At 67.9% G+C, this 25,156-nt stretch carries 19 protein-coding genes; 13 read left to right on the top strand and 6 right to left on the bottom strand.

Translation table 11 applies throughout. The annotated features are described in order from the left end of the window. Positions 1-52 precede the first annotated feature (52 nt). Together ACFC4D_RS44475 and ACFC4D_RS44470 are read left to right on the top strand one after the other, a co-directional pair. Complete coding sequence (locus ACFC4D_RS44475; protein WP_376072736.1) at positions 53-1,438, top strand: hypothetical protein; 1,386 nt, start codon at positions 53-55, stop codon at positions 1,436-1,438. A 114-nt stretch (positions 1,439-1,552) separates the two neighbouring features. Then, positions 1,553-2,734, top strand: a complete 1,182-nt coding sequence (locus tag ACFC4D_RS44470) for a PLP-dependent aminotransferase family protein (RefSeq protein ID WP_376072733.1) — start codon at positions 1,553-1,555, stop codon at positions 2,732-2,734. 48 nt (positions 2,735-2,782) lie between these two features. On the opposite strand, the gene glpK is transcribed toward ACFC4D_RS44470, so the two are convergent. Next, positions 2,783-4,279: a glycerol kinase GlpK gene (gene glpK / locus ACFC4D_RS44465; protein ID WP_364646185.1), complete on the bottom strand. Its 1,497-nt coding sequence runs from the start codon at positions 4,277-4,279 to the stop codon at positions 2,783-2,785. Between the two features lie 185 nt (positions 4,280-4,464). Between glpK and glpD the strand changes: the two genes are divergently transcribed. After that, entirely contained in the window at positions 4,465-6,201 is a 1,737-nt protein-coding gene (glpD, locus tag ACFC4D_RS44460; protein WP_364646188.1) for a glycerol-3-phosphate dehydrogenase, read from the top strand. 131 nt (positions 6,202-6,332) lie between these two features. On the opposite strand, the gene ACFC4D_RS44455 is transcribed toward glpD, so the two are convergent. Further along, a complete protein-coding gene (locus ACFC4D_RS44455) occupies positions 6,333-7,097 on the bottom strand; it encodes a DNA-formamidopyrimidine glycosylase family protein (RefSeq protein WP_376072730.1) in 765 nt (254 codons plus the stop codon). A 12-nt stretch (positions 7,098-7,109) separates the two neighbouring features. After that, positions 7,110-12,089: an ATP-dependent helicase gene (locus ACFC4D_RS44450; RefSeq protein WP_376072727.1), complete on the bottom strand. Its 4,980-nt coding sequence runs from the start codon at positions 12,087-12,089 to the stop codon at positions 7,110-7,112. Between the two features lie 182 nt (positions 12,090-12,271). Here ACFC4D_RS44450 and ACFC4D_RS44445 point away from each other — a divergent pair, with 182 nt between their 5' ends. Beyond that, entirely contained in the window at positions 12,272-12,817 is a 546-nt protein-coding gene (locus ACFC4D_RS44445; RefSeq protein WP_375963502.1) for a histidine phosphatase family protein, read from the top strand. Between the two features lie 9 nt (positions 12,818-12,826). Here the strand turns inward: ACFC4D_RS44445 and ACFC4D_RS44440 are convergent, their stop codons facing one another. Further along, positions 12,827-13,426: a TetR/AcrR family transcriptional regulator gene (locus ACFC4D_RS44440; RefSeq protein ID WP_375963505.1), complete on the bottom strand. Its 600-nt coding sequence runs from the start codon at positions 13,424-13,426 to the stop codon at positions 12,827-12,829. Between the two features lie 68 nt (positions 13,427-13,494). On the opposite strand from ACFC4D_RS44440, the gene ACFC4D_RS44435 reads away from it, so the two are divergent. Further along, the gene (locus tag ACFC4D_RS44435; RefSeq protein WP_376072723.1) at positions 13,495-14,454 is read left to right on the top strand and encodes a patatin-like phospholipase family protein; all 960 of its coding nucleotides are present in this window, start codon (positions 13,495-13,497) and stop codon (positions 14,452-14,454) included. Continuing rightward, entirely contained in the window at positions 14,451-15,302 is an 852-nt protein-coding gene (locus ACFC4D_RS44430; protein WP_375963509.1) for an SDR family oxidoreductase, read from the top strand. The genes ACFC4D_RS44435 and ACFC4D_RS44430 overlap by 4 nt, the downstream gene beginning before the upstream one ends. Positions 15,303-15,369: 67 nt before the next feature. Here the strand turns inward: ACFC4D_RS44430 and ACFC4D_RS44425 are convergent, their stop codons facing one another. Continuing rightward, the gene (locus tag ACFC4D_RS44425) at positions 15,370-16,899 is read right to left on the bottom strand and encodes an aldehyde dehydrogenase family protein (RefSeq protein WP_376072720.1); all 1,530 of its coding nucleotides are present in this window, start codon (positions 16,897-16,899) and stop codon (positions 15,370-15,372) included. Positions 16,900-16,957: 58 nt separating this feature from the next. Between ACFC4D_RS44425 and ACFC4D_RS44420 the strand changes: the two genes are divergently transcribed. The 6 genes from ACFC4D_RS44420 to ACFC4D_RS44395 all read left to right on the top strand — a co-directional run bounded on the left by ACFC4D_RS44420 (position 16,958) and on the right by ACFC4D_RS44395 (position 23,356). Next, positions 16,958-17,410 (top strand): Lrp/AsnC family transcriptional regulator, encoded by a 453-nt coding sequence (locus ACFC4D_RS44420; RefSeq protein ID WP_067562135.1) that lies wholly within the window; start codon positions 16,958-16,960, stop codon positions 17,408-17,410. A gap of 64 nt (positions 17,411-17,474) precedes the next feature. Then, complete coding sequence (gene lat, locus ACFC4D_RS44415; protein ID WP_376072717.1) at positions 17,475-18,815, top strand: L-lysine 6-transaminase; 1,341 nt, start codon at positions 17,475-17,477, stop codon at positions 18,813-18,815. A gap of 217 nt (positions 18,816-19,032) precedes the next feature. Then, positions 19,033-20,244 carry a beta-propeller fold lactonase family protein gene (locus tag ACFC4D_RS44410; protein WP_376072715.1) on the top strand — a complete coding sequence of 404 codons (1,212 nt, stop codon included), beginning with the start codon at positions 19,033-19,035 and terminating at the stop codon, positions 20,242-20,244. A 160-nt stretch (positions 20,245-20,404) separates the two neighbouring features. Further along, positions 20,405-22,045 carry an acyl-CoA carboxylase subunit beta gene (locus ACFC4D_RS44405; protein WP_375963519.1) on the top strand — a complete coding sequence of 547 codons (1,641 nt, stop codon included), beginning with the start codon at positions 20,405-20,407 and terminating at the stop codon, positions 22,043-22,045. Between the two features lie 226 nt (positions 22,046-22,271). Beyond that, complete coding sequence (locus ACFC4D_RS44400) at positions 22,272-22,583, top strand: acyl-CoA carboxylase epsilon subunit (RefSeq protein WP_364646529.1); 312 nt, start codon at positions 22,272-22,274, stop codon at positions 22,581-22,583. A gap of 83 nt (positions 22,584-22,666) precedes the next feature. After that, complete coding sequence (locus ACFC4D_RS44395; protein WP_375963520.1) at positions 22,667-23,356, top strand: Maf family protein; 690 nt, start codon at positions 22,667-22,669, stop codon at positions 23,354-23,356. Here ACFC4D_RS44395 and ACFC4D_RS44390 read toward each other — a convergent pair. After that, entirely contained in the window at positions 23,282-24,055 is a 774-nt protein-coding gene (locus ACFC4D_RS44390; protein ID WP_364646222.1) for a transcriptional regulator, read from the bottom strand. The genes ACFC4D_RS44395 and ACFC4D_RS44390 overlap by 75 nt on opposite strands. Positions 24,056-24,220: 165 nt before the next feature. On the opposite strand from ACFC4D_RS44390, the gene ACFC4D_RS44385 reads away from it, so the two are divergent. Then, the gene (locus tag ACFC4D_RS44385) at positions 24,221-25,120 is read left to right on the top strand and encodes a sulfurtransferase (protein ID WP_376072712.1); all 900 of its coding nucleotides are present in this window, start codon (positions 24,221-24,223) and stop codon (positions 25,118-25,120) included. Positions 25,121-25,156 lie beyond the last annotated feature (36 nt).

The raw sequence follows: 25,156 nt of genomic DNA, 5'->3' as shown, positions 1-25,156 counted from the left end.
GCGTGGGGCGGTCGTGAGACCGCCCCACGCGTGTGTGGCGAAAGGACGTGTGATGGATTCCGGCAAGGACACCTCGGCCGACCGCCCCGCATCGGGTGCCGGCGCCGGAGCGCCGGATCCGGGGACCGAGCACGACGCGCTCACCGAAGCGCACCGGCGGCCCCCCGCGGAGCAGCCGGATGACGATTCCGGGTTCGGGCCGCCGGTATCGGAGTTCGGGCCGTCGCTCAATGACTTCGGGCCGCCGATCTCCGTATTCGGTTCCGCCGGTGAGGGTTTCGGCGCGCCGAGTACCGACTTCGGGGCACCGGCGGCGGATTTCGGTGCGGGTGAATTCGGCCCGCCGACCGGTGAGTACCCGGTGGTGCCCGAGACGGCCGCGTCCGGATGGACGCCCGCACCGGCACCGGCCAGTCCCGAATTGGCCTGGCGGCCCGCCGATGACGGCGCGGTGACGCCGGGCGTCGCACCGGAGTACCTCGCACCGGATTCCGGGACGCCCTATGCGGGTGACCCGAATGCGTTGTACGGCAACGATTTCGACGGCTCCGAGCAGACGGTGCGGCATGCGACCACGCCCGAGCCGCCCAAGCGTTCCTCGGGCTGGGCCACCGGCGGCGGTATCAAGACCTCGCAGATCGGCCGGGAATCGGCCTGGCTGCGCTCCGCCGAGAACGGTATGCCGCCCGCGGACTCCGCTGCGCCGCAGCAGGAATCGCTGTCCTGGGCGGACGATCCGCTCACCAAGATGCTGATGCCGAAGAAGGCCGAGCCCGGTAAGGGCGGGGCCAAGAAGGAATCGCTGTCCTGGGGCGATGATGAGATCGCCAAACGGCTCGCGCCGAAAGCCGCTGCACCGCAACGCAAATCGAAGAAGCCGTGGATGCCGATCGCGGTCGGCGCGGGCGCGGTGGTGCTGATCGCCGTGGTCGCACTGGTGGTGGTATCGCTGACCGGCGGTGAGGACAAGGCCCCGGAGCCGGAGGCCGTATTCGGTCCCGGCGGCACTGTCACCACCGCCGCGCCGACCTCGGTGGCCGCGCTGAGCTGCCCCGCCAAGCGCGAGGGACCGCTGACGATCGGGAACGGCGCCGGTGGCACCGATACCGGTGCGAACGCCATTCTGGGTTTCCAGCACGCGTTCTACGCCGATCGGGACGGCAACAAGGCGCGATCCTTCGTCGCCCCGGACGCATTGAACGTCTCGCCCGCCGACACCATCCAGAAGGCCATCAACGATGTGATCCCCAAGGGCACCAGCTACTGCCTGCGCATCACCGATGTCAGCACCGAGGACGGTATCCGGGACGGCAACAACGCCTATGACGCCGATCTCACCGAACATCGCACCGACGGGACCACGACGGTCTATCGCCAGCGCATCGGCACGGTGACGCGAGACGGCAAGCACCTCATCTTCGCCATCGACGAGCGCTGATCGCTCGGGGACGCCGGAGTCGCATCTCACAATGCGGGATCGGAATTTCATATTCTGGTAGCGCTGTGAAACAGTGGGTTTTGGCGTACCCCGGCGTTCCCTCGGAGGTGTTTCATGTCCGCGATCACTCCACCGCTGTCCCGGCGGCTCGATGGCCTGCAGAGTTCCGCGATTCGCGATCTGCTCAAGCTCACCGCGCGTGCCGAGATCATCAGCCTGGCAGGTGGATTGCCCGATGCGCAGCTCATGCCCCGGGACCGGATCGCGGTAGCCGCCGATGCCGCGCTGAGTGATCGCTCGGTACTCCAGTACACCGAATCCCCGGGCTGGGGCCCGCTGCGCGAGGTGCTCGCCGCCCGCGAGTCCACCCGTATGGGCCGCACCATCCCGGTCGACGAGGTGTTCGTCACGCACGGCTCCCAGCAGGCGCTGTCCCTGCTCGCCGAGGTGCTGCTCGATCCCGGCGCACTGGTCGTGGTGGAGGATCCCGCGTATGTCGGTGCGCTGCAAGTCTTCCGGGCCGCCGGAGCCCGCATCGTCGCCGTCCCGCTGGATGCCGAGGGCATGCGCGTGGATGTGCTGCGCGAACTCCTCGCGCAGGGTGAGCGCCCGGCCTTCGTGCACACCGTCAGCAACTTCCACAATCCGGGCGGTGTCACCATGAGCCCGCAGCGCCGCCTGGAATTGGCGGAACTGGCCACGGCGCACGGCTTCTGGGTCATCGAGGACGATCCGTACGGCGAACTCTGGTTCGACCGCCCGTCCCCGGCTCCCGTGGCGACCTACTCGCCCAACGTGATTCGCCTGTCCAGCGCCTCCAAGATCCTGGCCCCCTCGCTGCGGGTCGGCTGGATGGTCGCTCCCACGCGGGTGTGCCGCGCGGTGGAGCTGCTGAAGCAAGGCGCGGACCTGTGCGGTTCCGCGCTCACCCAGCAGATCGCCAGCACCCTGCTCTCTGACACCGATTGGCTTGCCGCCCACGTGGATTCGGTCCGCCAAGTGTACGGCGAGCGCGCCCGCGCCCTGGTTAACGCGGTCCGCTCGGCCTTCGGCGACCGCATCGTCACCACCGACGCGGCGGGCGGCATGTTCGTCTGGGCCGACTTCCGGGACGGCACCGACACCGCCGCCCTGCTGCCCCGCGCCCTGGACGCGGGCGTCGCCTACGTCCCCGGCGCGGCCTTCGCCGTCTCCACCGACTACACCCACTCCATGCGCCTGTGCTTCACCACCTCGGACACGACGGTGCTGGAGGACGCGGTCGCGCGCCTGGCCAAGGCGCACGCCGCGCAGTAGACGACGGGTAGCGCCGGGAGCGTGCTCGAGCGCCCGGCGAACCCGCGGCTACGCCCAGTTGTAGGTGCGCTCGACCGCCTTGTTCCATTCATGGACGAGGTGGTCGCGGTCCGCGTCGGCCATGGTGGGGTTCCAGCGCTTGTCCTCGGCCCAGTTGGCGCGGATCTCATCGGTGGAGGACCAGTAGTCGACGGCGAGGCCCGCCGCGTACGCCGCGCCGAGGGCGGTGGTCTCGGTGACCACCGGGCGCACCACCGTGGCCTCGAGGATGTCGGACTGGAACTGCATGAGCAGTTCGTTGACGACCATGCCGCCGTCCACCTTGAGCGTCACCTTTTCCACGTCCAGATGCTGCGCCGCCGCATCGGCGCGCATGGCCTCGATGACCTCGCGGGACTGGAATGCGGTGGCCTCCAACACCGCTCGCGCGATATGGCCGCGATTGACGAACCGCGTGAGACCGGCGAACACACCGCGCGCGTCCGGCCGCCACCGCGGTGCGAACAGGCCGGAGAACGCGGGCACGATGTAGCAGCCGCCATTGTCGGCGACGGTGCGGGCCAGCGGTTCGATCTCATCGGCGCTGGAGATCATGCCCAGGTTGTCGCGCAGCCACTGCACCAGTGATCCGGTGACGGCGATGGAACCCTCGAGCGCGTACACGGCGGGCTGATCGGCGAGCCGGTAGCAGACGGTGGTGAGCAGTCCGTGCTCACTGAAAACCGGTGTCTCGCCGGTGTTCATGAGCATGAAATTGCCGGTGCCGTAGGTGTTCTTGGTGTCACCGGGCGACAGGCACGCCTGCCCGAAGGTGGCGGCCTGCTGATCGCCGAGAATGCCCGCGATCGGGGTGCCCGCCAGCGCGGTGCTGGTGATCTCGCCGTACACCTCCGAGGAGCTGCGAATGGTCGGCAGCATGGCCATCGGAATGCCGAAGTCGGCGCAGATGCCCGAATCCCATTGCAGCGTGCGCAGATCCATCAGCATGGTGCGCGAGGCATTGGTGACGTCGGTGATGTGCTGGCCGGTGAGATTCCACAGAATCCAGCTGTCGATGGTGCCGAAGCAGAGTTCCCCGGCCTCGGCGCGCTGCCGGGCCCCGGGCACCCGATCCAGGATCCAGCGCACCTTGGGTCCGGCGAAGTAGGTGGACAGCGGCAGTCCGGTGCGGTCGGCGTAGCGGTTCGCGCCCTCGGAACCGGCGAGTTCGACGGTCAGATCGGCGGTGCGGGTGTCCTGCCAGACGATGGCGTTGTGGATCGGCTTACCGGTGGCGCGCTCCCACACCACGGTGGTCTCGCGCTGATTGGTGACGCCCGCCGCGGCGATATCGCCCGCCCCGATGCCGACGTTCTCCAGCGCCTCGGCGATGACGAGTTCGGTATTGCGCCAAATGGTTTCGGCATCGTGCTCGACCCAGCCGGGTTGCGGGAATATCTGCTCGTGCTCGCGTTGCGCGACCCCCACGATGAGGCCCTGGTGATCGAACACGATGCACCGGCTGGAGGTCGTACCGGAATCGATGGCAGCCACATATCGACGCATTCGGGACAGGCTACCCGCCGGGTATGCCCGCGCACCGCCATGACGCGCACCCCGTCCGGACACCACGCCGCCGGGTCGTACACCGAACGATTAGTGTGGACTACGGTTGCTTGCGAGTAGCTGAGCGTCGACATCGATACGAACGCCGCGCCGGACATCCGCGGCGAAAGCCGGAGGAGTCGAGCATGACGAAGAACCCGCGATCGCAGTTTCTCGGCCCCGAACAGCGCGAAGAAGCCTGGGCGCGCTTGGGTAAGGACAACTTCGATGTGGTGGTGATCGGCGGTGGCGTGGTCGGCGCCGGTATCGCACTCGATGCCGCGACCCGTGGCCTCGAGGTTGCTCTGGTGGAGGCCCGCGATCTCGCCTCGGGCACCTCCAGTCGCTCCTCGAAGATGTTCCACGGCGGCCTGCGCTATCTGGAGATGATGGAATTCGGGCTGGTGCGCGAGGCGCTGCACGAGCGTGAACTCTCGCTCTCCAAGCTCGCGCCGCATCTGGTGAAGCCGCTGCGCTTCCTGTACCCGCTCACCCACTACGGCTGGGAGCGGCCCTACGTCGCCGCCGGGCTCACCCTGTACGACACCATGGGTGGTGCGAAATCCGTTCCGGGACAGCATCATCTGACCAAGTCGGGGGCGCTGCGACTGGCTCCCGGACTCAAGAACAACGTGCTCACCGGCGGGCTCACCTACTACGACACCGTGGTCGACGACGCCCGGCACACCATGACCCTGGCGCGCACCGCCGCGCACTACGGCGCGGTCATCCGCACCTCCACCCAGGTGGTCGGCTTCCTGCGCGAGGCCGATCGGGTGGTGGGCGTGAAGGTGCAGGACAGTGAGGACGGCCGCCGCACCGAGGTGCGGGGCAGCGTCGTCATCAATGCCACCGGCGTCTGGACCGATGAACTGCAGGCTCTGGCGCATCAGCGCGGACGATTCCATGTGCGAGCGTCCAAGGGTGTGCATATCGTGGTTCCGCGCGATCGCATCGCCAGCGATACCTCGATCATTCTGCGCACCCCCACCTCGGTGCTGTTCGTGATCATGTGGGGCACCGATCACTGGCTGATCGGCACCACGGACACCGATTGGAATCTCGACCTCGCGCATCCCGCCGCGACCAAGAACGACATCGACTATTTGCTCGAACACGTGAATTCGGTGCTGGTCACCCCGCTCACGCACGCCGATATCACGGGCGTGTACGCGGGCCTGCGCCCACTGCTCGCGGGGGAGAGCGATCAGACCTCCAAGCTCTCGCGCGAGCATGCCGTCGCCCGTATCGCCCCCGGTCTGGTGGCCATCGCGGGCGGTAAGTACACCACCTACCGCGTCATGGCCTACGACGCGGTCGACGAAGCGGCACAGGACATTCCGCGCCGCGTGCCGCCGACCATCACCGATAAGGTCCCGCTGCTCGGCGCGGACGGCTATCACGCGCTGCTGAACCAGACGCCGCATCTGGCCGAGAAGTACGGCATCCACCCGTACCGAATCCAGCACCTGCTCAACAGGTACGGCTCGCTCATCGACGAGGTGCTCGGCCTCGCCGACGGCAAACCCGAACTGCTGCAACCGATCGAGGCGTCCCCCGGCTACCTCCAGGTCGAAGCCGTCTACGCCGCGGCCGCCGAAGCCGCCCTGCACCTGGAGGACATCCTCGCCCGCCGCACCCGCATCTCCATCGAATACGCGCATCGCGGCGTCGACTGCGCCGAGCAGGTGGCCCGCCTGGTGGCACCGGTGCTCGGCTGGGACGAAGCCGAGATCACCCGCGAGATAGCGACTTACGTGGCTCGCGTACAAGCCGAAATCGAATCCCAGACCCAGCCCGACGACGCCTCGGCCGACGCCCTGCGCGTGGCCGCCCCGGAGCCCCGCCCGCAGATCCTGGAGCCGGTTCCCGTCGAAAAGTAGTGCGCCGAAAGGGATCCGGCGGCGGCCGCCCGGTGGTGCGTCGCCGTCGGGTTCGTCGAGCTCGGTATCGGCGTGGGATGCCGGTGATCAGCGGTAGCTGCGCGAAGTAGCGGTTCTAGTGATCGCGCGGTTTACGGCTCGGGCTGGCAGCGCGGGCAGAAGTAGATTCCTCTGTCCGCGCGGGCCAGGGCCGGATCATCGGCCAGCAGGTGCACGACCAGGTTGGTGCCGCAGCGGCGGCAGGGGCGGCGCTGGCGGCCGTAAGCCAGTGCGCGCCACGGGGGTTGGTGGGCGGCGCGGGTGAGGACCCGATGCGCCTCGTCCACGAGGGCGGGGAGATCCTCGACCGCTGCCACCGGGGTCGCGGGGTGCACGCGGCGCAGGAAACAGATGTCGCTGCGGTAGATGTTCCCGATTCCGGCCAGATTCCGCTGATCCAGCAGTGCCAGGCCGATCGGCTGGTCCGGATGCTCCGACAGTCGCCGGACCGCTTCGGCCGCATCCCAATTCGGGCCGAGCAGATCCGGGCCGAGATGATCGGTAGCGGTGTGCTCGGCGGATAGCGGGAGCACCTCCACCAGGCCGAGGGAGAAGCCGACGGCCTCGGCGTCCTCGGTGGCGAGCACCAGGCGGGCGGTGAAACCGGGTTTGGTCCAGCGCTGGCCGGGCGTGAAGACCCGGTAGACGCCTTCCATCTTCAGATGGGTGTGAATGCTCAGCTCGGGGGTGCGCACGAACAGGTGCTTGCCGTAGCTGCCGACGCTCTCCACCGGCTGCCCGCGCAGATCCAGGGTGGCATATCTGGGCACCCGGAAATCACTGCGCGTCAGCACCTTTCCGGCCAGCGCTCTGCGCAGCCGGGCGGCGGTCAGGAATACCGTATCGCCCTCAGGCACAGCCGATCCCGTTCACGGGCGGCTCCGCAACCGGAAACCCTTGGGCGTGGCCGCGAACCCGGCCTGCGTGAGAAACTCCGCGAACGTATTGCCGTGCACCGATTCCCCGTCCACCCGATCGATCACCAGTGAATCCACCCGCCGCTCCCGCACCAGCCCCGCCAGCGCCTCGGCCCCCGCCGCCCGCAGGGCCGCATCTTCGGTGAACGTGAGCAGCGTCTTCCCGCCCCGCTCCAAATACAGTGCCAGCTCCCCATTCACCAGCACCACCAGTGCACCCGCCTTCCGCCCCGGCCGATGACCCGCTCCCTCCACCGCAGACTTCGGCCAAGGTAGCGCCGCCCCGTAGGCATTCGCCGGATCGCACGCCGCCAGCACCAGCGCCGTCTCCCGAGCGTTGCCGCCCGGCATTGTCGACGAGCCCGAACCACGTCCGCCTACATCCGGCCCGCTGTTCTCGAATGCGCGCGGCCTATCCGTTTCGAACGAACGCAGCCGATCCACCACATCGGTGGTCGAGAACTGTGCTCCGCCCAGCGAATCCACGAAATAGCCGCGGCGGCACCGTCCCCGATCCTCGAATTCGGTGAGAACCCGGTACATGAGCGCGAACCCGCCCCGAATGCCCTCACTCTGCACCGACCCGCGCGTCAGCACCCCGTACCGTTCCAGCAGCACATCCGCCGTAGCGTGCGCCCGGATCGTATTGTCGGCCACCCGCTCCGGTAGCAGCGACCATCGCCCGGCCGCACTGGGCGGGTTGGTCCGCACCGGAACCCCGGTGCGCGGCAGATACATTCGCCCGCGCGGCGCTCGCCGCGGCGTGCGATGCGCGGTGGTCGTCCGCGCGGTCCCGGCCAGCAGCGCCCGCACCGGCGCGAACGTATCCCCGGCGACATATCCGGCCCACACCAGCTCCCACAGCGCGCCGAGCACCGCCCCCTCATCCTCCAGTCCGCTGGCATCGGCCAACTGCCGGAAGAAGTAGGCCCCGCCACCGGACATATCCACAACCTGGTAACCGGTTCCCCGCGCCGATGATTCGGCCGCCTCGGCTTCGAGCTCGGCAGCACCGATATCGCCGCTTCCCCTGTTCGCGGACGTGGCGTCGGCTTTGGACTTCGCGTCGGTTCCGGGCGAGGCGCCGGTGGACGTCGTCGTCGCCCCGGCCTTGGCGTTGGACCGGGCTTGCCCGTTCGTGCCCGGGCCGCCGATCACCGTGGCGCCCAGGGCCAGCAGCAGGCTGATGTGGGTTTCGGTGAGGTCGAGGTCATCGGGCGGGGGGAGGGTGAGGCCCGCTTGGTCGGCGGGGTGCAGGGCTATCCAGCCGTCCTTGGCGGTGATGGAGCCGTGGCCGGACCAGAGGACTTCGCCGGTGGCCATGAGTTCGTCCAGCATGGCGGGGGAGTAGTCGCGGACGCGGGCGGGCAGGATGAGCGATTCCCAGGCCGAGGCCGGGATCGGTACGCCCGCAAGCTGTTCCACCACGGCCGCGACGCCGTCGACACCGCGCAGTTCACCGGTGCCGATGTGCTGCCAGGACGGCAGGAAGCGGGCCAGGGCGGCGGTGGCGACCGGCTCCACCTCCTTGCGGGCCGCCGCGAGCGAGCGGCGGCGCAGGCGGCGCAGCACTTCGCTGTCACACCATTCGGATCCGGCCGCGCCCGGCGTGAATTCGCCTTCCACGACGCGCTTTTCGGCGGCCAGGCGATGCAGGGCGGTGGCCGCGACCGCCGTGCCGAGACCGAAACGGTGCGCGACCTGGGTGAGGGTGAACGGTCCGTGGGTGCGGGCGTAGCGCCCGACCAGATCGCCCAGCGGATCGGCGACCGGTTCGATGAAGGCGGCCGGAACCCCGATGGGCAGCGGCACCCCGAGCGCATCACGCAATCTGGCCGCGTCCTCGACCGCTACCCACCATCGCGAGCCCGCGAAGGAAACCTCCAGGGCGCGATGGCTTTTCACCAGTTCGGCATGCCAGGGCCGGGGATCGTCGAGGCAGCGCTCGGCGGCCTCCTCGGCCGTGATCGGCCCGAGCAGGCGCAGCAGATCGGCCAGTCCCTCCATATCGCGCGCCTGCCGCTCCGGGGTGAGCCGCTGCAATTCCCGCTCGGTCTGTTCGAGCACCTCGGCGTCGAGCAGTTCCCGCAGCTCCACCCGGCCCAGCAGTTCCGCCAGCAGACTGGAATCCAGTGACAGCGCCGCCGCCCGGCGTTCGGCCAGCGGACTGTCGCCCTCGTACATGAACTGCCCGATGTAATCGAACAGCAGCGAGTTCGCGAACGGTGACGGCGTGGCCGTCTCCACCTCGACCAGCCGCACTTGCCGTCGCGCCACCCGCCCCAGCAGTTCCCGCAGCGAGGGCAGGTCGTACACGTCCTGCAGACATTCCCGCACCGTCTCCAACAGGATCGGGAACTCCGGGAATTTGCGTGCCACATCCAATAGTTGGGCCGCCCGCTGCCGCTGCTGCCACAGCGGCGCGCGCTTTCCGGGATCGCGCCGGGGCAGCAGCAGCGCCCGCGCCGCACACTCCCGGAACCTCGACGCGAACAGCGCCGACCCGCCCACCTGCTCGGTCACCAGATCATCGATCTCATCCGGTTCGAACACGAACAACTCCGCGCCCGGCGGATCATCGGTGGTATCCGGCAGCCGCACCACGATCCCGTCATCGGACGGCGTCGGCGCGGCATCCACCCCGAACCGCTCCCGCAATCGCGCACCCACCGCCAGCGCCCACGGCGCGTGCACCGGCAGCCCGTACGGCGAATGCAACACCACCCGCCAGTCCCCGAGCTCATCGCGGAACCGCTCCACCAGCATGGTCCGATCGGTCGGCAACTGCCCCGTCGCCACCCGCTGCTCCTCCAGCAGCGCAACCAGATTCGCCGTCGCATTGGCATCCAGCCCCGCGGCGGAGGTCACTCGCTCCAACTCGGTCGTAACCGGCCCGGCGGATGCGGATGTGCCCCGCCCGGACCCGTTCTTGCGAGCGGTGTCGGCGGTTACCGCCGTGCCGGATGACTGCTCCACCGCTTTGCCCGCCGTGCGGACGAATTCGCCGAGGGCCGCGCCCAATTCGGCGGGGCGGCCGAGGGAATCGCCGTGCCAGAAGGGGAGTCGGCCGGGGAGGCCGAAGGCGGGGGTGACCAGGACGCGGTCGAAGGTGATCTCCTCGATGCGCCAGCTGGTCGCGCCGAGGGCGAAGACATCGCCGACGCGGGATTCGTAGACCATCTCCTCGTCGAGTTCGCCTACGCGGGAGGCTTTCTCACCGACCATGAAGACCGGGAAGAGGCCGCGATCGGGGATCGCGCCGCCGGAGGTGACCGCGAGGCGCTGTGCGCCCGGGCGGCCGGTGAGGGTGCCCGCATCGCGATCCCAGACGATGCGCGGGCGCAGTTCGGCGAACTCGTCGGAGGGGTAGCGGCCGGACAGTAGATCCAGCACCGAGTCGTAGGCCGAACGGGGCAGGGACGCATAGCTTCCCGTACCGCGCACGGTCTCGAACCACACCTCGGCGTCGAGCGGTTCCAGGGCGCACGCCGCCACCGTCTGCTGGGCGAGGATATCCAGCGGGTGCAGCGGAACCTTGAGTTCCTCGATCTGCCCGGCCGTCATGCGCTGCGATGCCACCGCGCAGTGGATGACATCGGTGCGATGCTTGGGGAAGATCACGCCGCGCGAGATCTCCCCGACCTGATGCCCGGCGCGCCCGACCCGTTGCAGCCCGCTGGCCACCGAGGGCGGGGCCTCCACCTGCACCACCAATTCGACCGCGCCCATATCGATTCCGAGCTCCAGGCTGCTGGTGGCGACCACGCAGCGCAATCGCCCGCTCTTGAGATCGTCCTCGATGATGGCGCGCTGTTCCTTGCTCACCGACCCGTGATGGGCGCGCGCGAGCAGCGGGGCCGCACCGTGAATCACCTCGGTGGAGGCCCCCAGCTGCGCGGGCGGCGCATGCTCGGTATCGACCTCTTCGCCGATCCGCCCCGCGTACTCCTCGTTCAATCGGGCCGTGAGCCGCTCGGCCAGCCGCCGCGAATTCGCGAACACGATCGACGATCGATGTTCGAGCACCAGATCCACGATCGCCTCGTCCACATGCGGCCAGATCGATCCTGGCTGATCCGAATCCTCCGCTCCCGCATCGGGTTCGGTCATATCCGCCACCGGCACCCGCACCGACAGATCGAATGTCTTGGGCGCGGGCGGCTTCACAATGGTGATGGGCGCACTCCCCACCAGGAATCGCCCCACCTCCTCGGGCGGCCGCACCGTGGCCGACAACCCGATCCGCTGTGCCGGGCGTTCGGTCAGAGCATCCAGCCGTGCCAGCGAAAGCGCCAGGTGCGCACCGCGTTTGGACCCCGCGATGGCATGCACCTCATCCACGATCACGGTGTGCACCTCGCTGAGGCTCTCCCGTGCCGCCGAGGTGAGCATCAGGAACAGCGACTCCGGCGTGGTGATGAGAATGTCCGGCGGCGTCCGCAAGAGCCCGCGCCGATCCGCCGGACTGGTATCCCCGGACCGCACCCCCACCCGAATCTCGGGCGCGTCCAACCCGAGTCGTTTCGCGGTCTGGGTAACCCCCACCAGCGGGGCCCGCAGATTCCGCTCCACATCCACCGCGAGAGCCTTCAGCGGGGAGATATAGAGCACCGACGTCTTACGCTTCTCGGCGACAGCTTTCGCGCCGCCATCGGCGCTCGCGCCTTTCGCGCTCTTCGCGCTGCTCGTCGCCTTTCGCGCCCGGGTGGTGCGCTTCACATCGGCGGGTTCGACCGCCGCGGTTATCTCCCGAGTCGCCAGCCGATCGATCGCCCACAGGAACGCCGACAGCGTCTTACCCGACCCGGTCGGCGCGATGACGAGCGTGTGTTCCCCCGCCGCGATGGCCTCCCACGCCCCCAACTGCGCGGCCGTCGGCGCCGGGAACGCGCCGTCGAACCACTCCCGGGTAGCTGGTGAGAACCGATCCATCGCCCCAGTCTGCACCCGACCACCGACACCCGGCGCTCATGCGCCGGTCGAACCCGGGATCGTCCGCGTTTCGGATGAGCGGGTGATCGCGCGCATGCGATCAAGATCGACCGAGTGCGGGTCGGGAGCGAAGGACGGGCAATCGGATTACGGCTGCGGAGCCCGCGCGTAGGCTGCGAATCGTGCAGAAGGTGCTCCGGCTCGACCTGGTCAGTCACGGGATGACCGAGGCGATGCGCAAGGCACGATTCCCGGTGGACGAACCCTTGACCGAAGCCGGGCGGCGCGCGGTGTCGGCGTGCGGGCGATTACAGGCGGCGCGGGTGCTGACCGCGCCGGAACGCCGGACCGTGGAGACCGCGGCGCTCATGGGTCTCATTGGCAATGAGGATGATCGATTACGTGATCTCGACGCCGGCGCGTGGCGGGGCGGGGAGCTCATGTCGGTGCCGAAGGAAGATCTGTATCTCTGGCTCACCGATCCCGGCTATCGGGGACACGGCGGTGAATCGGTGGTGGATGTGGTCGAGCGCACGGGGGAGTGGCTGGCCGATATCGCGGTCGAAGGTGAGCCCACCATCGCCATCACGCATCCCTCGGTCATTCGCGCCGCACTCCTGGTGACCCTCGACGCACCCGCGAAGTCGTTCTGGCGCATAGACGTTCCGCCGGTGAGCGTCACCCGCCTGCACTATCGCGGCGAATGGACCCTGCACTTCCGGCCCTGAGCGGACCGGTCAGCTGGTCAGCGCACCGCCGAGCATCGCCCGCACCGCGTCGGTGATGAGCTGAGCGGACAGCGTCGGATCGATGGCACGCAGAATGCCCAGCCCCAAGCCGAGACTCAGCACCGAGGTCGCCGCGTCCTCGGCGGGCAACGGCAGGCTCAGCCCGGTCGAATCGGCGAGCGATTGCAGGCTCGCGGCAATGGTCCCGCGCACCACGCCGAGACTCGACACCATGGCGGCCTGCAGCGCCGGATCGTCCCGGGCCACGATGGCGAATTCGAATTCCAGCATGGTCCAGCCGACATCGCCGAGCGTGCGCTCGGCCCAGCCCTGAAACCGCGCGAGCCGTTCCTCGAGGGTGCCCTCGGTGCCGAGCACCTCGGTGACCTCAGCGAATTTGGACTCGTGAATGAGCCCGAGCACCTCCAGGCATAACGCCGATTTGGTGCGGAAGTTCGAGTACACCGCGCCCTTGGAGTAACCGGCCTCCTCGGCGACGCGTTCCAGGCTGGTCTTGGCGTACCCGTCGGTGAGGAACATGTCGCGTGCCGTCGCGAGCAGGTCGGCGCGGGTGCGGGCCTGGCTCTCGGTGCGGGTCAGTCGTGCCATGCGGACATTCTATGTACTCGAAGATTTGGGATACCCCGGGTATTCGAATTCTGCTAGTGTTCGAAACTATGAGTAACAGGAACGGGTCACATCGACGTGGCCTGGCCATCGGATGCGGCGGTACGGTCGGCGCGGCGTGGATCGTGGCCGCGCTGGCGGCGGCCCGCGATGTACTGGACTGGGATCCCCGCACCGCCGACGTCATGATCGGCACCTCCGCCGGCGCGGAAATGCTGACCATGCTGGGCAGCGGCATCGGCGTCGACGAGCTGATCGATATGCAGCGCGGCACCTCGACGAATCCGATCCTCACCGCCCATATGCGTTGTGAGCCACCGCGATTCCCGCCGCTGCCGCGCCCGCGCCTGAACGCCCCCGCCCGCGCCGCACGAGAGTTGCTGGCGCGCCCCGGCAATGGTCACGCCCTGCTCACCGCCGGTAGCGGCCTGCTCCCGCGGGGCAGCGGCGACGCGAGCTGGCTGCAGCGCCTCGCGGACCGCCTCAACCCCGGCCGCACCTGGGTCGAACACCCCGCCACCTGGCTGGTCGCCATGGACGACGCCACCGGCGAACGCGTCGCCTTCGGTTCCCCGCATGCCCCGCGGGCGAGTCTCGGTGCGGCACTTCGTGCTTCCTGGGGTGTTCCCGGCTGGTTCCCGGCCGTGCCCATCGACGGCCGGAATTTCATCGACGGCGGCGCGGCCTCCACCGCCTCGGCCGATCTGCTCATCCCGGCACAGCTCGACGAGGTCGTGGTCATCGCCCCGATGGCCTCCACCGGCCGCATTCCGGCGACCGGCGCGGGCCACTTCCTGGAGCGGCAAATGCGAAATCGCATGAGCGAGAAGCTCGATACCGAGATCGCCCAGCTGCGCGCCAGCGGCACCAAGGTGCTGCGCCTGGACGCCACCGCCGAGGATCTCGCCGTCATGGGCCCCAACTTCATGGACGGCCGCCGTCGCCTCGCCACCTTCGAACACAGCCTGATCAGCACCCGCAAAGCCATGGAACAGGGAGTTTTCGCATGAGCGTCCTCGGAAAGAACTATCCGGCAATCGATCTCGCCGGAGCGCGGGTGCTGATCACCGGCGCGGGCCGCGGTATCGGCCAGTGCACGGCGGAACTGTTCGCGAGCAAGGGCGCAGAGGTCGCCATCGCCGATGTGGACACCGCCGCCGCCCAGGCCGTGGCAGCCGCCCTGGACGCCAAGGCTTTCGAACTCGATGTGCGCCACCGCGACCAGTGGGACAAGGTCGTCGCCGACTTCGGCCGCATCGACATCCTGGTCAACAATGCCGGTGTCATGCCCGCCGGAGCCTTCCTCGACGAACCGGATGCGGTGGGCCACACCACCATCGACGTGAACGTCTGGGGTCTCATCCACGGTATGCGCGCCGTCGCGCCCGGCATGGTGGACCGGGGTAGGGGCCACATCATCAATGTCGCGTCGCTGGCGGGCAAGATCCCGATCGCGGGCCTGGCCGTCTACAACGCCAGCAAGTTCGCCGCGGTCGGCCTGTCCGCCGCGACCCGGCTGGAGTTCGAACCGTACGGCGTCAGCGTCAGCACGGTCATGCCGTCGGCGGTGCGCACCCGCCTGTCGTCCGGCCTGACACTGGGTGCGGGCATGCCCACCGTCGACCCGGAAGACGTTGCCGCGGCGGTGGTTCAGACCGTGCGCACCCGCCGGGCCGAGGTCGCCGTCCCCAACTACCTCGGCCCCATCGACGCGGTGTTCGCCGCCGCGCCGGAGCCCGCCGTGCGCCTGGTCCGCCGCCTGTTCAACGGTGACCGCGCCCTGCACCCGTCCGACGAATCCACCCGCGCCGCGTACGAACAGCAGATTCGCGCCATCAGCACCGACGAACAGGGCTGATCCGAATACTCGACGGCCCGAACCGCATGGGGGGTTCGGGCCGTTGCCTTTCGGTCATCCGGGCGGGTCAGCCGAACTGAATGCCCTGCGCCAGTGGCAGTTCCGTGGAGTAGTTGACGGTGTTCGTGGCCCGCCGCATATACGCCTGCCACGAATCCGATCCGGATTCGCGGCCGCCGCCGGTCTGCTTCTCGCCGCCGAACGCGCCGCCGATCTCCGCACCCGAGGTGCCGATATTGACATTGGCGATACCGCAATCGGATCCGTCCGCGGCCAGGAACCGCTCCGCCTCGCGCTGGTTCCGCGTGAAGATGGACGACGAAAGTCCCTGCGGCACACCATTGTGCAGTTCGATCGCGGTATCGAGATCGTGATAGGTGAGCACGTAGAGAATGGGCGCGAAGGTCTCCTCGCGCACCACCGCGGTCTGCGCGGGCATGCGCACGATGGCGGGCCGGACGTAGTACGCGTCCTCGCCGAAACCGTCGACTCGCTCACCCCCGCACAGCAATTCGCCGCCGTCGGCCTGCGCCCGCGCCAGCGCGTCCCGCATCGCGTCATAGGAGCGGCCGTTGATCAGCGGTCCGACCAGCACCCCCTCCTCGAGCGGATTGCCAACGCGCAGTTGCCGATATGCCGAGGAGATGCGATCCAGCAGCGGCCCGGCCACATCCGCGTGCACGATCAGCCGCCGCAGCGACGTGCAGCGCTGCCCGGCCGTCCCCGCCGCCGCGAACACGATGCCGCGCGCCGCCAGATCCAGATCCGCCGACGGCGTCACCACCGCCGCGTTATTGCCGCCCAATTCCAGCAGGCAGCGCCCGAACCGCTCGGCCACCCGCGGGGCCACGATCCGCCCCATCCGCACCGATCCGGTGGCGCTCACCAGTGCGACGCGCGGATCGTCGACCAGCTGTGCGCCGACCTCGCCCGTGCCCTGAATCAACTGGTGCACTTCGGGATTCACGCCGACATCGGCCGCCGCCCGGCGCAGCAGCGAATGGCACGCCAGTGCGGTCAACGGCGTCATCTCCGATGGCTTCCACACCACGGTGTCCCCGCACACCAGCGCCAGCGCGGTATTCCACGCCCACACCGCGACCGGGAAATTGAACGCCGAGATCACCCCGACCACGCCCAGCGGATGCCAGGTCTCCAGCAGCCGGTGCCCGGGCCGCTCGGACGGCATGGTCTTGCCGTACAACTGCCGCGAGAGCCCGATGGCGAACTCGCAGATATCGATCATCTCCTGGACCTCGCCGCGCGCCTCGGCGCCGATCTTCCCGGCCTCCAGGGTTACCAGTTCGCCCAGCTCGTTCTGGTGCTCCACCAGCAGTTGCGCCAGGCGCCGCACCACGGCGGCCCGCTGCGGCGCGGGCACGGTGCGCCAGTCCCGGAACGCCTCGGCCGCGCGCCCGATCGCGGCGTCCACCTCGGCCGCCGAACTGGGTCGCAGGGTGAGCAATTCGCCGCCGGTGATCGGCGTGCGCACCGAGAGCTCCCCGGGTTCGGGGGTTTTCGCGCCGAGCGCGCGAAGTAGTGACTCGGTGCGAGCGCGCGGCTCGCCGGTCAATTCATCGGTCATTACAGGGTTCATCGGCAGCTCCAGTATGGGTTCCGGCCACGAGTTCGGTTCGCTGAGTTAGCCTTCGCTGATGGCGGATACACCGGCGAAACCACAACTCGACGACATCGATAGATTGCTGATCCGTGAGCTGATAGCCGATGGTCGCGCCACACTCTCCAATCTTGCCGAGAAGGCGAACCTTTCGGTGTCAGCGGTGCAGTCGCGTGTCCGGCGGCTGGAGGCGCGCGGCGTGATCCGCGGCTACACGGCGAACGTCGATCCGGAGGCGCTGGGGCAGATGCTGTCGGCATTTGTCGCCATCACTCCTCTCGACCCGTCGCAGCCCGATGACGCACCCGCACTGCTACAGCACATTCCGGGCATCGAGGCCTGCCATTCGGTGGCCGGAGACGAGAGCTACATGCTGCTCGTGCGAGTGGCCTCACCCCGGCACCTGGAGCAGCTGCTGCAGGAAATTCGCGCGACCGCCAACGTCCGGACTCGAAGCACCATCATTCTGCAGACATTCTATGACAAGTAGGTTGCTTTCGTAATTAGTTCGGAACTTACGGACAAAACCGTAAAAGTTCGTTTACGCTGGGGTGGTGACCCTAGAACTCGATCGGCTCGGGGCGGTTGCCGACACGACCCTGGTCACCCCCGCCCGGGTGCATGAAATCCTGTCCGAGAACATCCTCGCGGACGGCTTCGATCTAGTGCTGGACCTGCGAAAGTCTCGCGGCCGCCGACTGGTCGACGCCCGCGACGGCACGGCTTACCTGGATATGTTCGGCTTCTTCGCCTCCTCGGCGCTGGGCATGAACCATCCGGCCCTGGTCGGTGACCGCCGCTTCCTGTCGAACCTGACCGCGGCGGCCCTGAACAAGCCGAGCAACTCCGACGTCTACACCGTCGAAATGGCCAGATTCGTGGACACCTTCGCGCGTGTCCTCGGCGACCCCCGGCTACCGCATCTGTTCTTCATCGACGGTGGCGGGCTCGCGGTCGAGAACGCCCTCAAGGCGGCGTTCGACTGGAAGTCCCGGCACAATGAAATGCACGGGCGCGCAACGGAACTCGGCACCAGGGTGCTGCATCTGACCGGTGCCTTCCACGGCCGCACCGGGTACACGCTCTCGCTCACCAATACCGATCCGGTGAAGACGGCACGCTTCCCCAAGTTCGACTGGCCGCGCATCGACACCCCGTACATCGGCGACGCGCATCCCGATATCGAGGCCGCCGAACGGCACGCCCTCGATCAGATCATTCGCGCCTTCGCCGAAAACCCGGACGACATAGCGTGTTTCATCGCCGAACCCATCCAGGGCGAGGGCGGCGACCGGCATCTGCGGCCGGAATTCCTGCGCGCCGTGCAGGAGCTCTGTCACGCCAACGACGCGCTGTTCATCCTCGACGAGGTGCAGACCGGCGTCGGCATGACCGGCAGCATGTGGGCGTATCAGCAGCTCGGCCTGGAACCCGATGTGGTGGCCTTCGGCAAGAAGACCCAGGTCTGCGGAATCATGGCGGGCGGGCGCATCGACGAGGTGCCGGACAATGTCTTCCACGTCAGCTCCCGGCTCAACTCCACCTGGGGCGGCAACCTCGCCGATATGGTGCGGGCGCGCCGCATCCTCGAGGTGATCGAGCAGGACGCCCTGCACGAGCGCGCCCGCGAACTCGGTGCGCACCTGCTGCGCCGACTGACCGAATTGTCCACCGCCCATGCGGAAGTCACCGAACCGCGCGGACGCGGCCTCATGTGCGCCATCACCCTCGACACGGCCCAACTGCGCGATGACGTGGTGACCCGGCTGCGCGAGCAGGAACACATCCTCATCCTCGGCACGGGGGAGCGCGGTATCCGCTTCCGGCCCCCGCTCACCGTCACCGTCGCCGAACTGGACGAGGCCGTTGACGCGCTGGACCGCATATTGGGCTGAGCCGCTGGACGATCCGGGCCGGACAACGACGTCCGGCCCGGATGCCCACGGCTCCGGATAACCGGGCGGTCGCGCCGGGATTGCCCAGGATTTCGGAATCGCCGGATAGGTCCGAGCCGCGCGACACCCGGTGACGACTCGGTGAAACCCCATGTGGCCTCCTAGCATTCGGCCACATGTCAGCTCGCCGCCATGCCGGTATGACACGGTGCATCGCGTGATCGCGCGCGGTACTCGACCCGTTCTGCTCGTCGCCCTGACCCTGCTGGCCGGATGTTCCGGCGGCCAGGCCGCGACCGATGGCAAGGCGTCCGGAACCGCCGGATCATCCACCTCGGTCCCGGTATCGAGTACCGCAGCGCCCATAACCGTTGCGCCGCAGGCGAATCTGCTGCCCGGGATGCCGCCGCCGTTATCGTCCACCGATGTGTACGCGGCCACGCGCCAGCTGAGCCCGGCCGTCGCCGACCATTTGCCGCGCGTCTACGTGCCCAATAGCGAATCGCACACCATCACGGTGATCGACCCCGCCACCTTCCAGATCGTCGACAGCTATCCGGCGGGCGGGTCGGAGCCGCAGCACGTGGTGCCCTCGTACGATCTGCAAACCCTCTACGCCAACAATGATCTGCCGATCGGCGGCGGCAGTCTGCTGCCGATCGATCCGCGCACCGGTAAGGCGGGGGAGCCGATTCCGGTGCGCGATCCGTACAACATGTATTTCACCCCGGACGGCAAATACGCCCTCGTGGTCGCCGAAGCCGACCGGTCGCTCGATTTCTACGATCCGCACACCTGGGAGAAGCTGCACGCGGTCGCCGTCCCCGACTGCGGCGGCGTCAACCATATGGATTTCACCGCCGACGGCCGGACCGCATTGGTCAGCTGTGAATTCAGCGGCCGCATGGCCGTGGTCGATATCGCGGAGCTGCGCCTGATTCGCATGGTCGACCTGCCGCAGGGCCGCGGGGCCATGCCGCAGGATGTGAAGCTCTCCCCGGACGGCCGCACCTTCTACGTCGCCGATATGGCCACCAACGGCATCCACGTCTTCGACGCGAACACCTTCGAGAACACCGGCTTCGTCCCCACCGGCGACGGTACGCACGGGCTCTACATCACCCGCGATTCCACCGCGATGCTCATCACCAATCGCCATGACGGCACCATCTCGGTATGGGACTTCGCCACGAATCGGCTGGTTCGCAAGTGGCAGATTCCGGGCGGCGGCAGTCCCGATATGGGCAATCTCTCGGCGGACGGCCGCGTCTTCTGGGTCTCCGGCCGCCATCACGGCGAGGTCTACGCCATCGACATCGTGGAATGGAAGTTGTTGGCCCGCATCCCCGTTGGCCGGGGTGCGCACGGACTCACCATCTGGCCGCAGCCCGGACGCTATTCCACAGGCCACACCGGGGTGATGCGGTGACCATTCACAAGCGAGATATTTTTCCCGGGCCACAGCTCGCTTGCGGCGTAAAAACGAGTCTCGACCTGCGGGTTTCTACTGGCAGCCAGTCAATAACCATACTGACGAGTAGGCAAGACGGGATTACCAGAGGGCACTGGTACTGGTTACACTCCCGGGCATGACGAGTGTCCAGCAGCAGCCTTCGCCGGGGTCGGCGGGCGCCCCCGATATCCACACCACCGCCGGCAAGCTGGCTGACCTGCGTAACAGGCTGGATGAAGCCAAGCACCCGATGGGTGAAGCCGCCGTCGACAAGGTCCACGCCAAGGGCAAGATGACCGCGCGCGAGCGCATCCTCGCCCTGCTGGACGAAGGTTCGTTCGTGGAGCTCGACGCGCTCGCCCGGCATCGCAGCGTGAATTTCGGCCTGGAGAACCAGCGTCCGCTCGGCGACGGCGTGGTGACCGGTTACGGCACCATCGACGGCCGCGACGTGTGCATCTTCTCCCAGGACGTCACCGTCTTCGGCGGCTCGCTCGGCGAGGTGTACGGCGAGAAGATCGTCAAGGTCATGGATCTGGCGCTCAAGACCGGCCGCCCGCTGGTCGGCATCAACGAGGGCGCGGGCGCGCGCATCCAGGAAGGCGTTGTCTCCCTGGGCCTTTACGGTGAGATCTTCCACCGCAATATCCAGGCGTCCGGCGTGATCCCGCAGATCTCGCTCATCATGGGCCCGGCCGCGGGTGGCCACGTCTACTCGCCCGCCCTCACCGACTTCGTCGTCATGGTCGATCAGACCTCGCAGATGTTCGTCACCGGTCCCGACGTGATCAAGACCGTCACCGGTGAAGAGGTCACCATGGAGGAGCTGGGCGGCGCCCACACCCACATGGTGAAGTCCGGTGTCGCGCACTACGTCGCCTCCGGCGAGCAGGACGCCCTGGACTACGTCAAGGACCTGCTGGGCTACCTGCCGAGCAACAACCGCGCCGAGGCCCCGCGCTTCCCGGCCACCGATCCGATCTCGGGCGCCATCGAGGAGAACCTCACCGAGGACGACATCGCGCTGGACACGATCATCCCGGATTCGCCGAACCAGCCGTACGACATGCACGAGGTCATCAAGGCCCTGGTGGATGACGACGAATTCCTCGAGGTGCAGGCCGAGCGCGCGATGAACATCATCGTCGGCTTCGCCCGCATCGACGGCCGCAGCGTCGGTTTCGTGGCCAACCAGCCCTCGCAGTTCGCGGGCTGCCTGGATATCGACGCCTCGGAGAAGGCCGCGCGCTTCGTGCGCACCTGCGACGCCTTCAATATCCCGATCATCACCCTGGTGGACGTTCCGGGCTTCCTGCCGGGCACCGGCCAGGAGTACAACGGCATCATCCGCCGTGGCGCGAAGCTGCTCTATGCCTACGGTGAGGCCACTGTGGGCAAGATCACAATCATCACCCGCAAGGCCTACGGCGGCGCCTACGACGTCATGGGATCCAAGCATATGGGCGCCGATGTGAACCTGGCGTGGCCGACCGCTCAGATCGCCGTCATGGGCGCGTCGGGCGCGGTCGGATTCGTCTACCGCAAGCAGCTCAAGGACGCCGCCGCCGAGGGCGCCGATGTCGACGCGCTGCGCCTCGAACTCCAGAACGAGTACGAGGACACGCTGGTCAACCCGTATGTGGCCGCCGAGCGGGGCTATGTCGACGCGGTCATCCCGCCGTCGCACACCCGCGGTCAGATCGTCTCGGCGCTGCGTCTGCTGGAGCGCAAGATGGTGACCCTGCCGCCCAAGAAGCACGGCAACATTCCGCTCTGATCGGACGATAAGCGCTTCATGGGGCGCACACTGAGGTTGGGACTCCGGTACCACTCGTATCGGGACCCGCACACCGCGCAAGAACGCCCCATCCGAGCAAAGATGGTAGGAACGGGCCTTCGACGTTGAGGGCCCACAAATTACCGTTCGCGGATTCGAACCCATTTCCGCGAACAGCCGCGCCACCCGCGCGGAATTGGACAGGAGGACTGGCGCTGTGACGACCATGGCTGACGAAGAAGTACTGCGCGCCGCCGAACTGGATCTAGCCGTCGATGGATTGACGGAAACGGTCGAAACGGCTGTTGCCGAAGCTGACCCGTCGAGCGCCGGTCCGCTCATCCAGGTAATCAAGGGAAATCCCAGCGATCTCGAATTGGCCGCCCTGGTGGCCGTATTCGCGGCCGCCGCGAGCGTCCCGAGTGCCGCGCCCGACAACGGCCCGGCCGATATGTGGGGCCGGCCGACCCTGCTGCACCGCGGCTCCGCGCCGTTCTCGCCCTACGCCTTCCCGGCCCTGTCCCATCTGAAGGACTGACACGCCGAAAGGCGACCGACCGCGCCGGTGCGCGTGACCACCGGCCCGACCGGTCGCGGCAGGGCTCCAAATAGGCTGTGCCCATGACCGCTGTGACCGAGACGAACGCTGTGCCCGGGACGACTTTCGTCCTGGCCTCCCAATCTCCGGCCCGGCTCGGCGTACTCCGCAATGCGGGAGTCGAACCGGTGGTCCGGGTGTCCCACGTCGATGAGGACGCGGTGGCCGCGGCCCTACCCGCGGACACCACACCCGATCGCGTGGTGATCGAACTGGCCCGAGCGAAGGCGCGCGAAATCGCCGCCGTGATCGCCGCCGAGGCCGATCCCGCCTCCGGTGAATTCACCGATTCCGTTGTGGTGGGCTGTGATTCGATGCTGCTCGTGGACGGGCGGTTGCAGGGCAAACCACTCACCCCCGAGGTGGCGCGGGCGCGCTGGGCCGAAATGGCCGGGCGCAGTGCCGATCTGCTCACCGGGCACTGCGTACTGCGCCTGCGCGCGGGCGAGATCGTCGGCGAGGCGGCCGATTGCAGTTCCACCACGGTGCATTTCGCCAAACCCGAACCCGAGGAGCTGGACGCCTACATCGCGACGGGCGAGCCCTTGCAGGTGGCCGGATCCTTCACCCTGGACGGCCTCGGCGGCTGGTTCGTGGAGCGCATCGAGGGTGATCCGTCCAGCGTGATCGGGATCGGGCTACCGCTGGTTCGTCGACTGCTTGCCCAGGTGGACGTCGGGGCTACGCAGCTGTGGCGCGACCCGGCTCGTTGAGGTCGCCAGGCGCGGCTCCTCGGTGTCGTTCGCGACGCCGGGGATGCCATCGGTGGTCCGGGCCGCCGCGAGCAATTCCAGTCGCGCCACACACAATTCGGGTTCCACGAAGGGATGCAGCCGCACCGTGACGGTGTCGCGCGCGCCATTGTGGTCCAGCACCTCGCGCATGAGTCCCAAATGCACGCCGCACACGACTTCGGAGTGGGTGCGCGCGAGTTCGCGCAGCGGGCACGCGGTGAGCCGAATGAGCGAATGCTCCTCGGTCTCCCCGGCCGGATCACGTTCGGGTGCGAAACCGAGTTCGGAGGCGACGGTGACGGTGAGATCCCGTGCGTCCTCCAGTGTTTCGACCGGTTGGTCCACCGATTCCAGTTTGGAACCCCAGACCCGGCCGGCGGCAATGGCGGCGTCCGAGCGGCGGCGCGGATCGCTGCCCAGTTGATCGGCGAGCACCTGCGCCAATTCCTGATAGCCCACCGATCGCTGTACGGCGGTATATCCGATTCGCGGGCGGCCGCGGCCGCGCGGGGGCTGTTGGAATTGGCGTACCAGTGATTCCCGGGTGAGCACATCCAAATGGAAACGCACCGTAGTCACATGTTGGCCGGTGACGCGGGCCAGTTCCTGCGCGTCGAGAGGCTCGCTGGCGCCACGTAGGATCGCGAGCAGACGTCGTCGCGGCCAAGAATCGGACATAGCTCACCCCTCCTCTCGAGAGACTTTATCGGATGAAGCTGCGCTTAATTCGCTCAATCATCCGATTCGTGATCTGAAACGAGTTTCGTTACCGCCACTTGCCTACGATCGGTGCTGAGATTCGAACTGCCGATACCCAACCCACCACGCGTGAAGGACCACACTGTGCCCGTTGCCCCGGATCCGCATCCCTCGTTCGGTTCCTACGCACATCCTCACCGACTAGTAACCACAGAATGGCTGTCGGCAAACATCGGCGCGCCGGGACTCAAGATCATCGAGTCCAACGAGGACATATTGCTATACGACATCGGCCATGTCCCAGGGGCCATCAAGATCGATTGGCGAAACGAGTTGATCGACCCCCGAACTCGCGATGTCGTCGACGGTGAAACCTTTGCCGCGCTCATGCGTGCCAAAGGTATAGGCCGCGACGACACCGTGGTGCTCTACGGTGATCGCGCCAATGGCACCGCGGCCGCCGCCCTGTGGGTGATGGACCTCTTCGGACACGAGGATGTGCGCCTGTTGGACGGTGGCCGGGATGCCTGGATCTCCGAGGCCCGCGACACCACCTTCGAGGTCCCGTACCCGCTCGCGAGCGAATACCCGGTCCCCGCGCGCGATGACAAGACCGCCCGCGCCTTCCGCTCCGATGTCATCGCGCACCTGGGCGCACCGCTGATCGATGCCCGCGTCTTCGAGGAGTACACCGGCGACCTCGTCGTCCTGGACCGTCCCGAGGAGCAGGCGCTGCGCGCGGGGCACATCCCCACGGCCGTCAGCATCCCGTGGAGCGCCTCGGTCGCCCCGGACTCGCGTTTCCGGCCGCGCGCCGAACTCGACGTGATCTACGGCGCGGTGTCCGACGGCGTCGCCCCGATGGTCTACTCCCGCATCGGCCGCTGGTCCGCCCTCACCTGGTTCGTCCTGACCTACCTCGTCGGTGTGCAGGGCGTCCGCAATTACGACGGCTCCTGGACCGAATGGTCGAACGCGGTCGGCGCGCCCATCGTGACCGGCGATCAGCCCGGCGCGCTGCCGGAGAGCATCCGGCGCGACTGATCCGGCCGTGATCCCGCGCGGGCGACCGGGCTGTCC

It is taken from the genome of Nocardia sp. NPDC056000 (assembly GCF_042269265.1).
In the GTDB taxonomy this organism is placed as follows: Bacteria; Actinomycetota; Actinomycetes; order Mycobacteriales; family Mycobacteriaceae; genus Nocardia.
Note: the sequence above shows the minus strand (reverse complement) of the source record. Positions and strands in the feature narration are given on the sequence as shown.

Coding starts and splice junctions, on each gene's coding strand:
- glpK (WP_364646185.1), bottom strand. CDS start 4,279: ATGCGTCGATATGTGGCTGCCATCGATTCCGGTACGACCTCCAGCCGG.
- ACFC4D_RS44395 (WP_375963520.1), top strand. CDS start 22,667: ATGACCGCTGTGACCGAGACGAACGCTGTGCCCGGGACGACTTTCGTC.
- ACFC4D_RS44405 (WP_375963519.1), top strand. CDS start 20,405: ATGACGAGTGTCCAGCAGCAGCCTTCGCCGGGGTCGGCGGGCGCCCCC.
- ACFC4D_RS44420 (WP_067562135.1), top strand. CDS start 16,958: ATGGCGGATACACCGGCGAAACCACAACTCGACGACATCGATAGATTG.
- ACFC4D_RS44425 (WP_376072720.1), bottom strand. CDS start 16,899: ATGAACCCTGTAATGACCGATGAATTGACCGGCGAGCCGCGCGCTCGC.
- ACFC4D_RS44475 (WP_376072736.1), top strand. CDS start 53: ATGGATTCCGGCAAGGACACCTCGGCCGACCGCCCCGCATCGGGTGCC.
- ACFC4D_RS44430 (WP_375963509.1), top strand. CDS start 14,451: ATGAGCGTCCTCGGAAAGAACTATCCGGCAATCGATCTCGCCGGAGCG.
- ACFC4D_RS44390 (WP_364646222.1), bottom strand. CDS start 24,055: ATGTCCGATTCTTGGCCGCGACGACGTCTGCTCGCGATCCTACGTGGC.
- ACFC4D_RS44400 (WP_364646529.1), top strand. CDS start 22,272: ATGGCTGACGAAGAAGTACTGCGCGCCGCCGAACTGGATCTAGCCGTC.
- ACFC4D_RS44440 (WP_375963505.1), bottom strand. CDS start 13,426: ATGGCACGACTGACCCGCACCGAGAGCCAGGCCCGCACCCGCGCCGAC.
- glpD (WP_364646188.1), top strand. CDS start 4,465: ATGACGAAGAACCCGCGATCGCAGTTTCTCGGCCCCGAACAGCGCGAA.
- ACFC4D_RS44450 (WP_376072727.1), bottom strand. CDS start 12,089: ATGGATCGGTTCTCACCAGCTACCCGGGAGTGGTTCGACGGCGCGTTC.
- ACFC4D_RS44470 (WP_376072733.1), top strand. CDS start 1,553: ATGTCCGCGATCACTCCACCGCTGTCCCGGCGGCTCGATGGCCTGCAG.
- ACFC4D_RS44435 (WP_376072723.1), top strand. CDS start 13,495: ATGAGTAACAGGAACGGGTCACATCGACGTGGCCTGGCCATCGGATGC.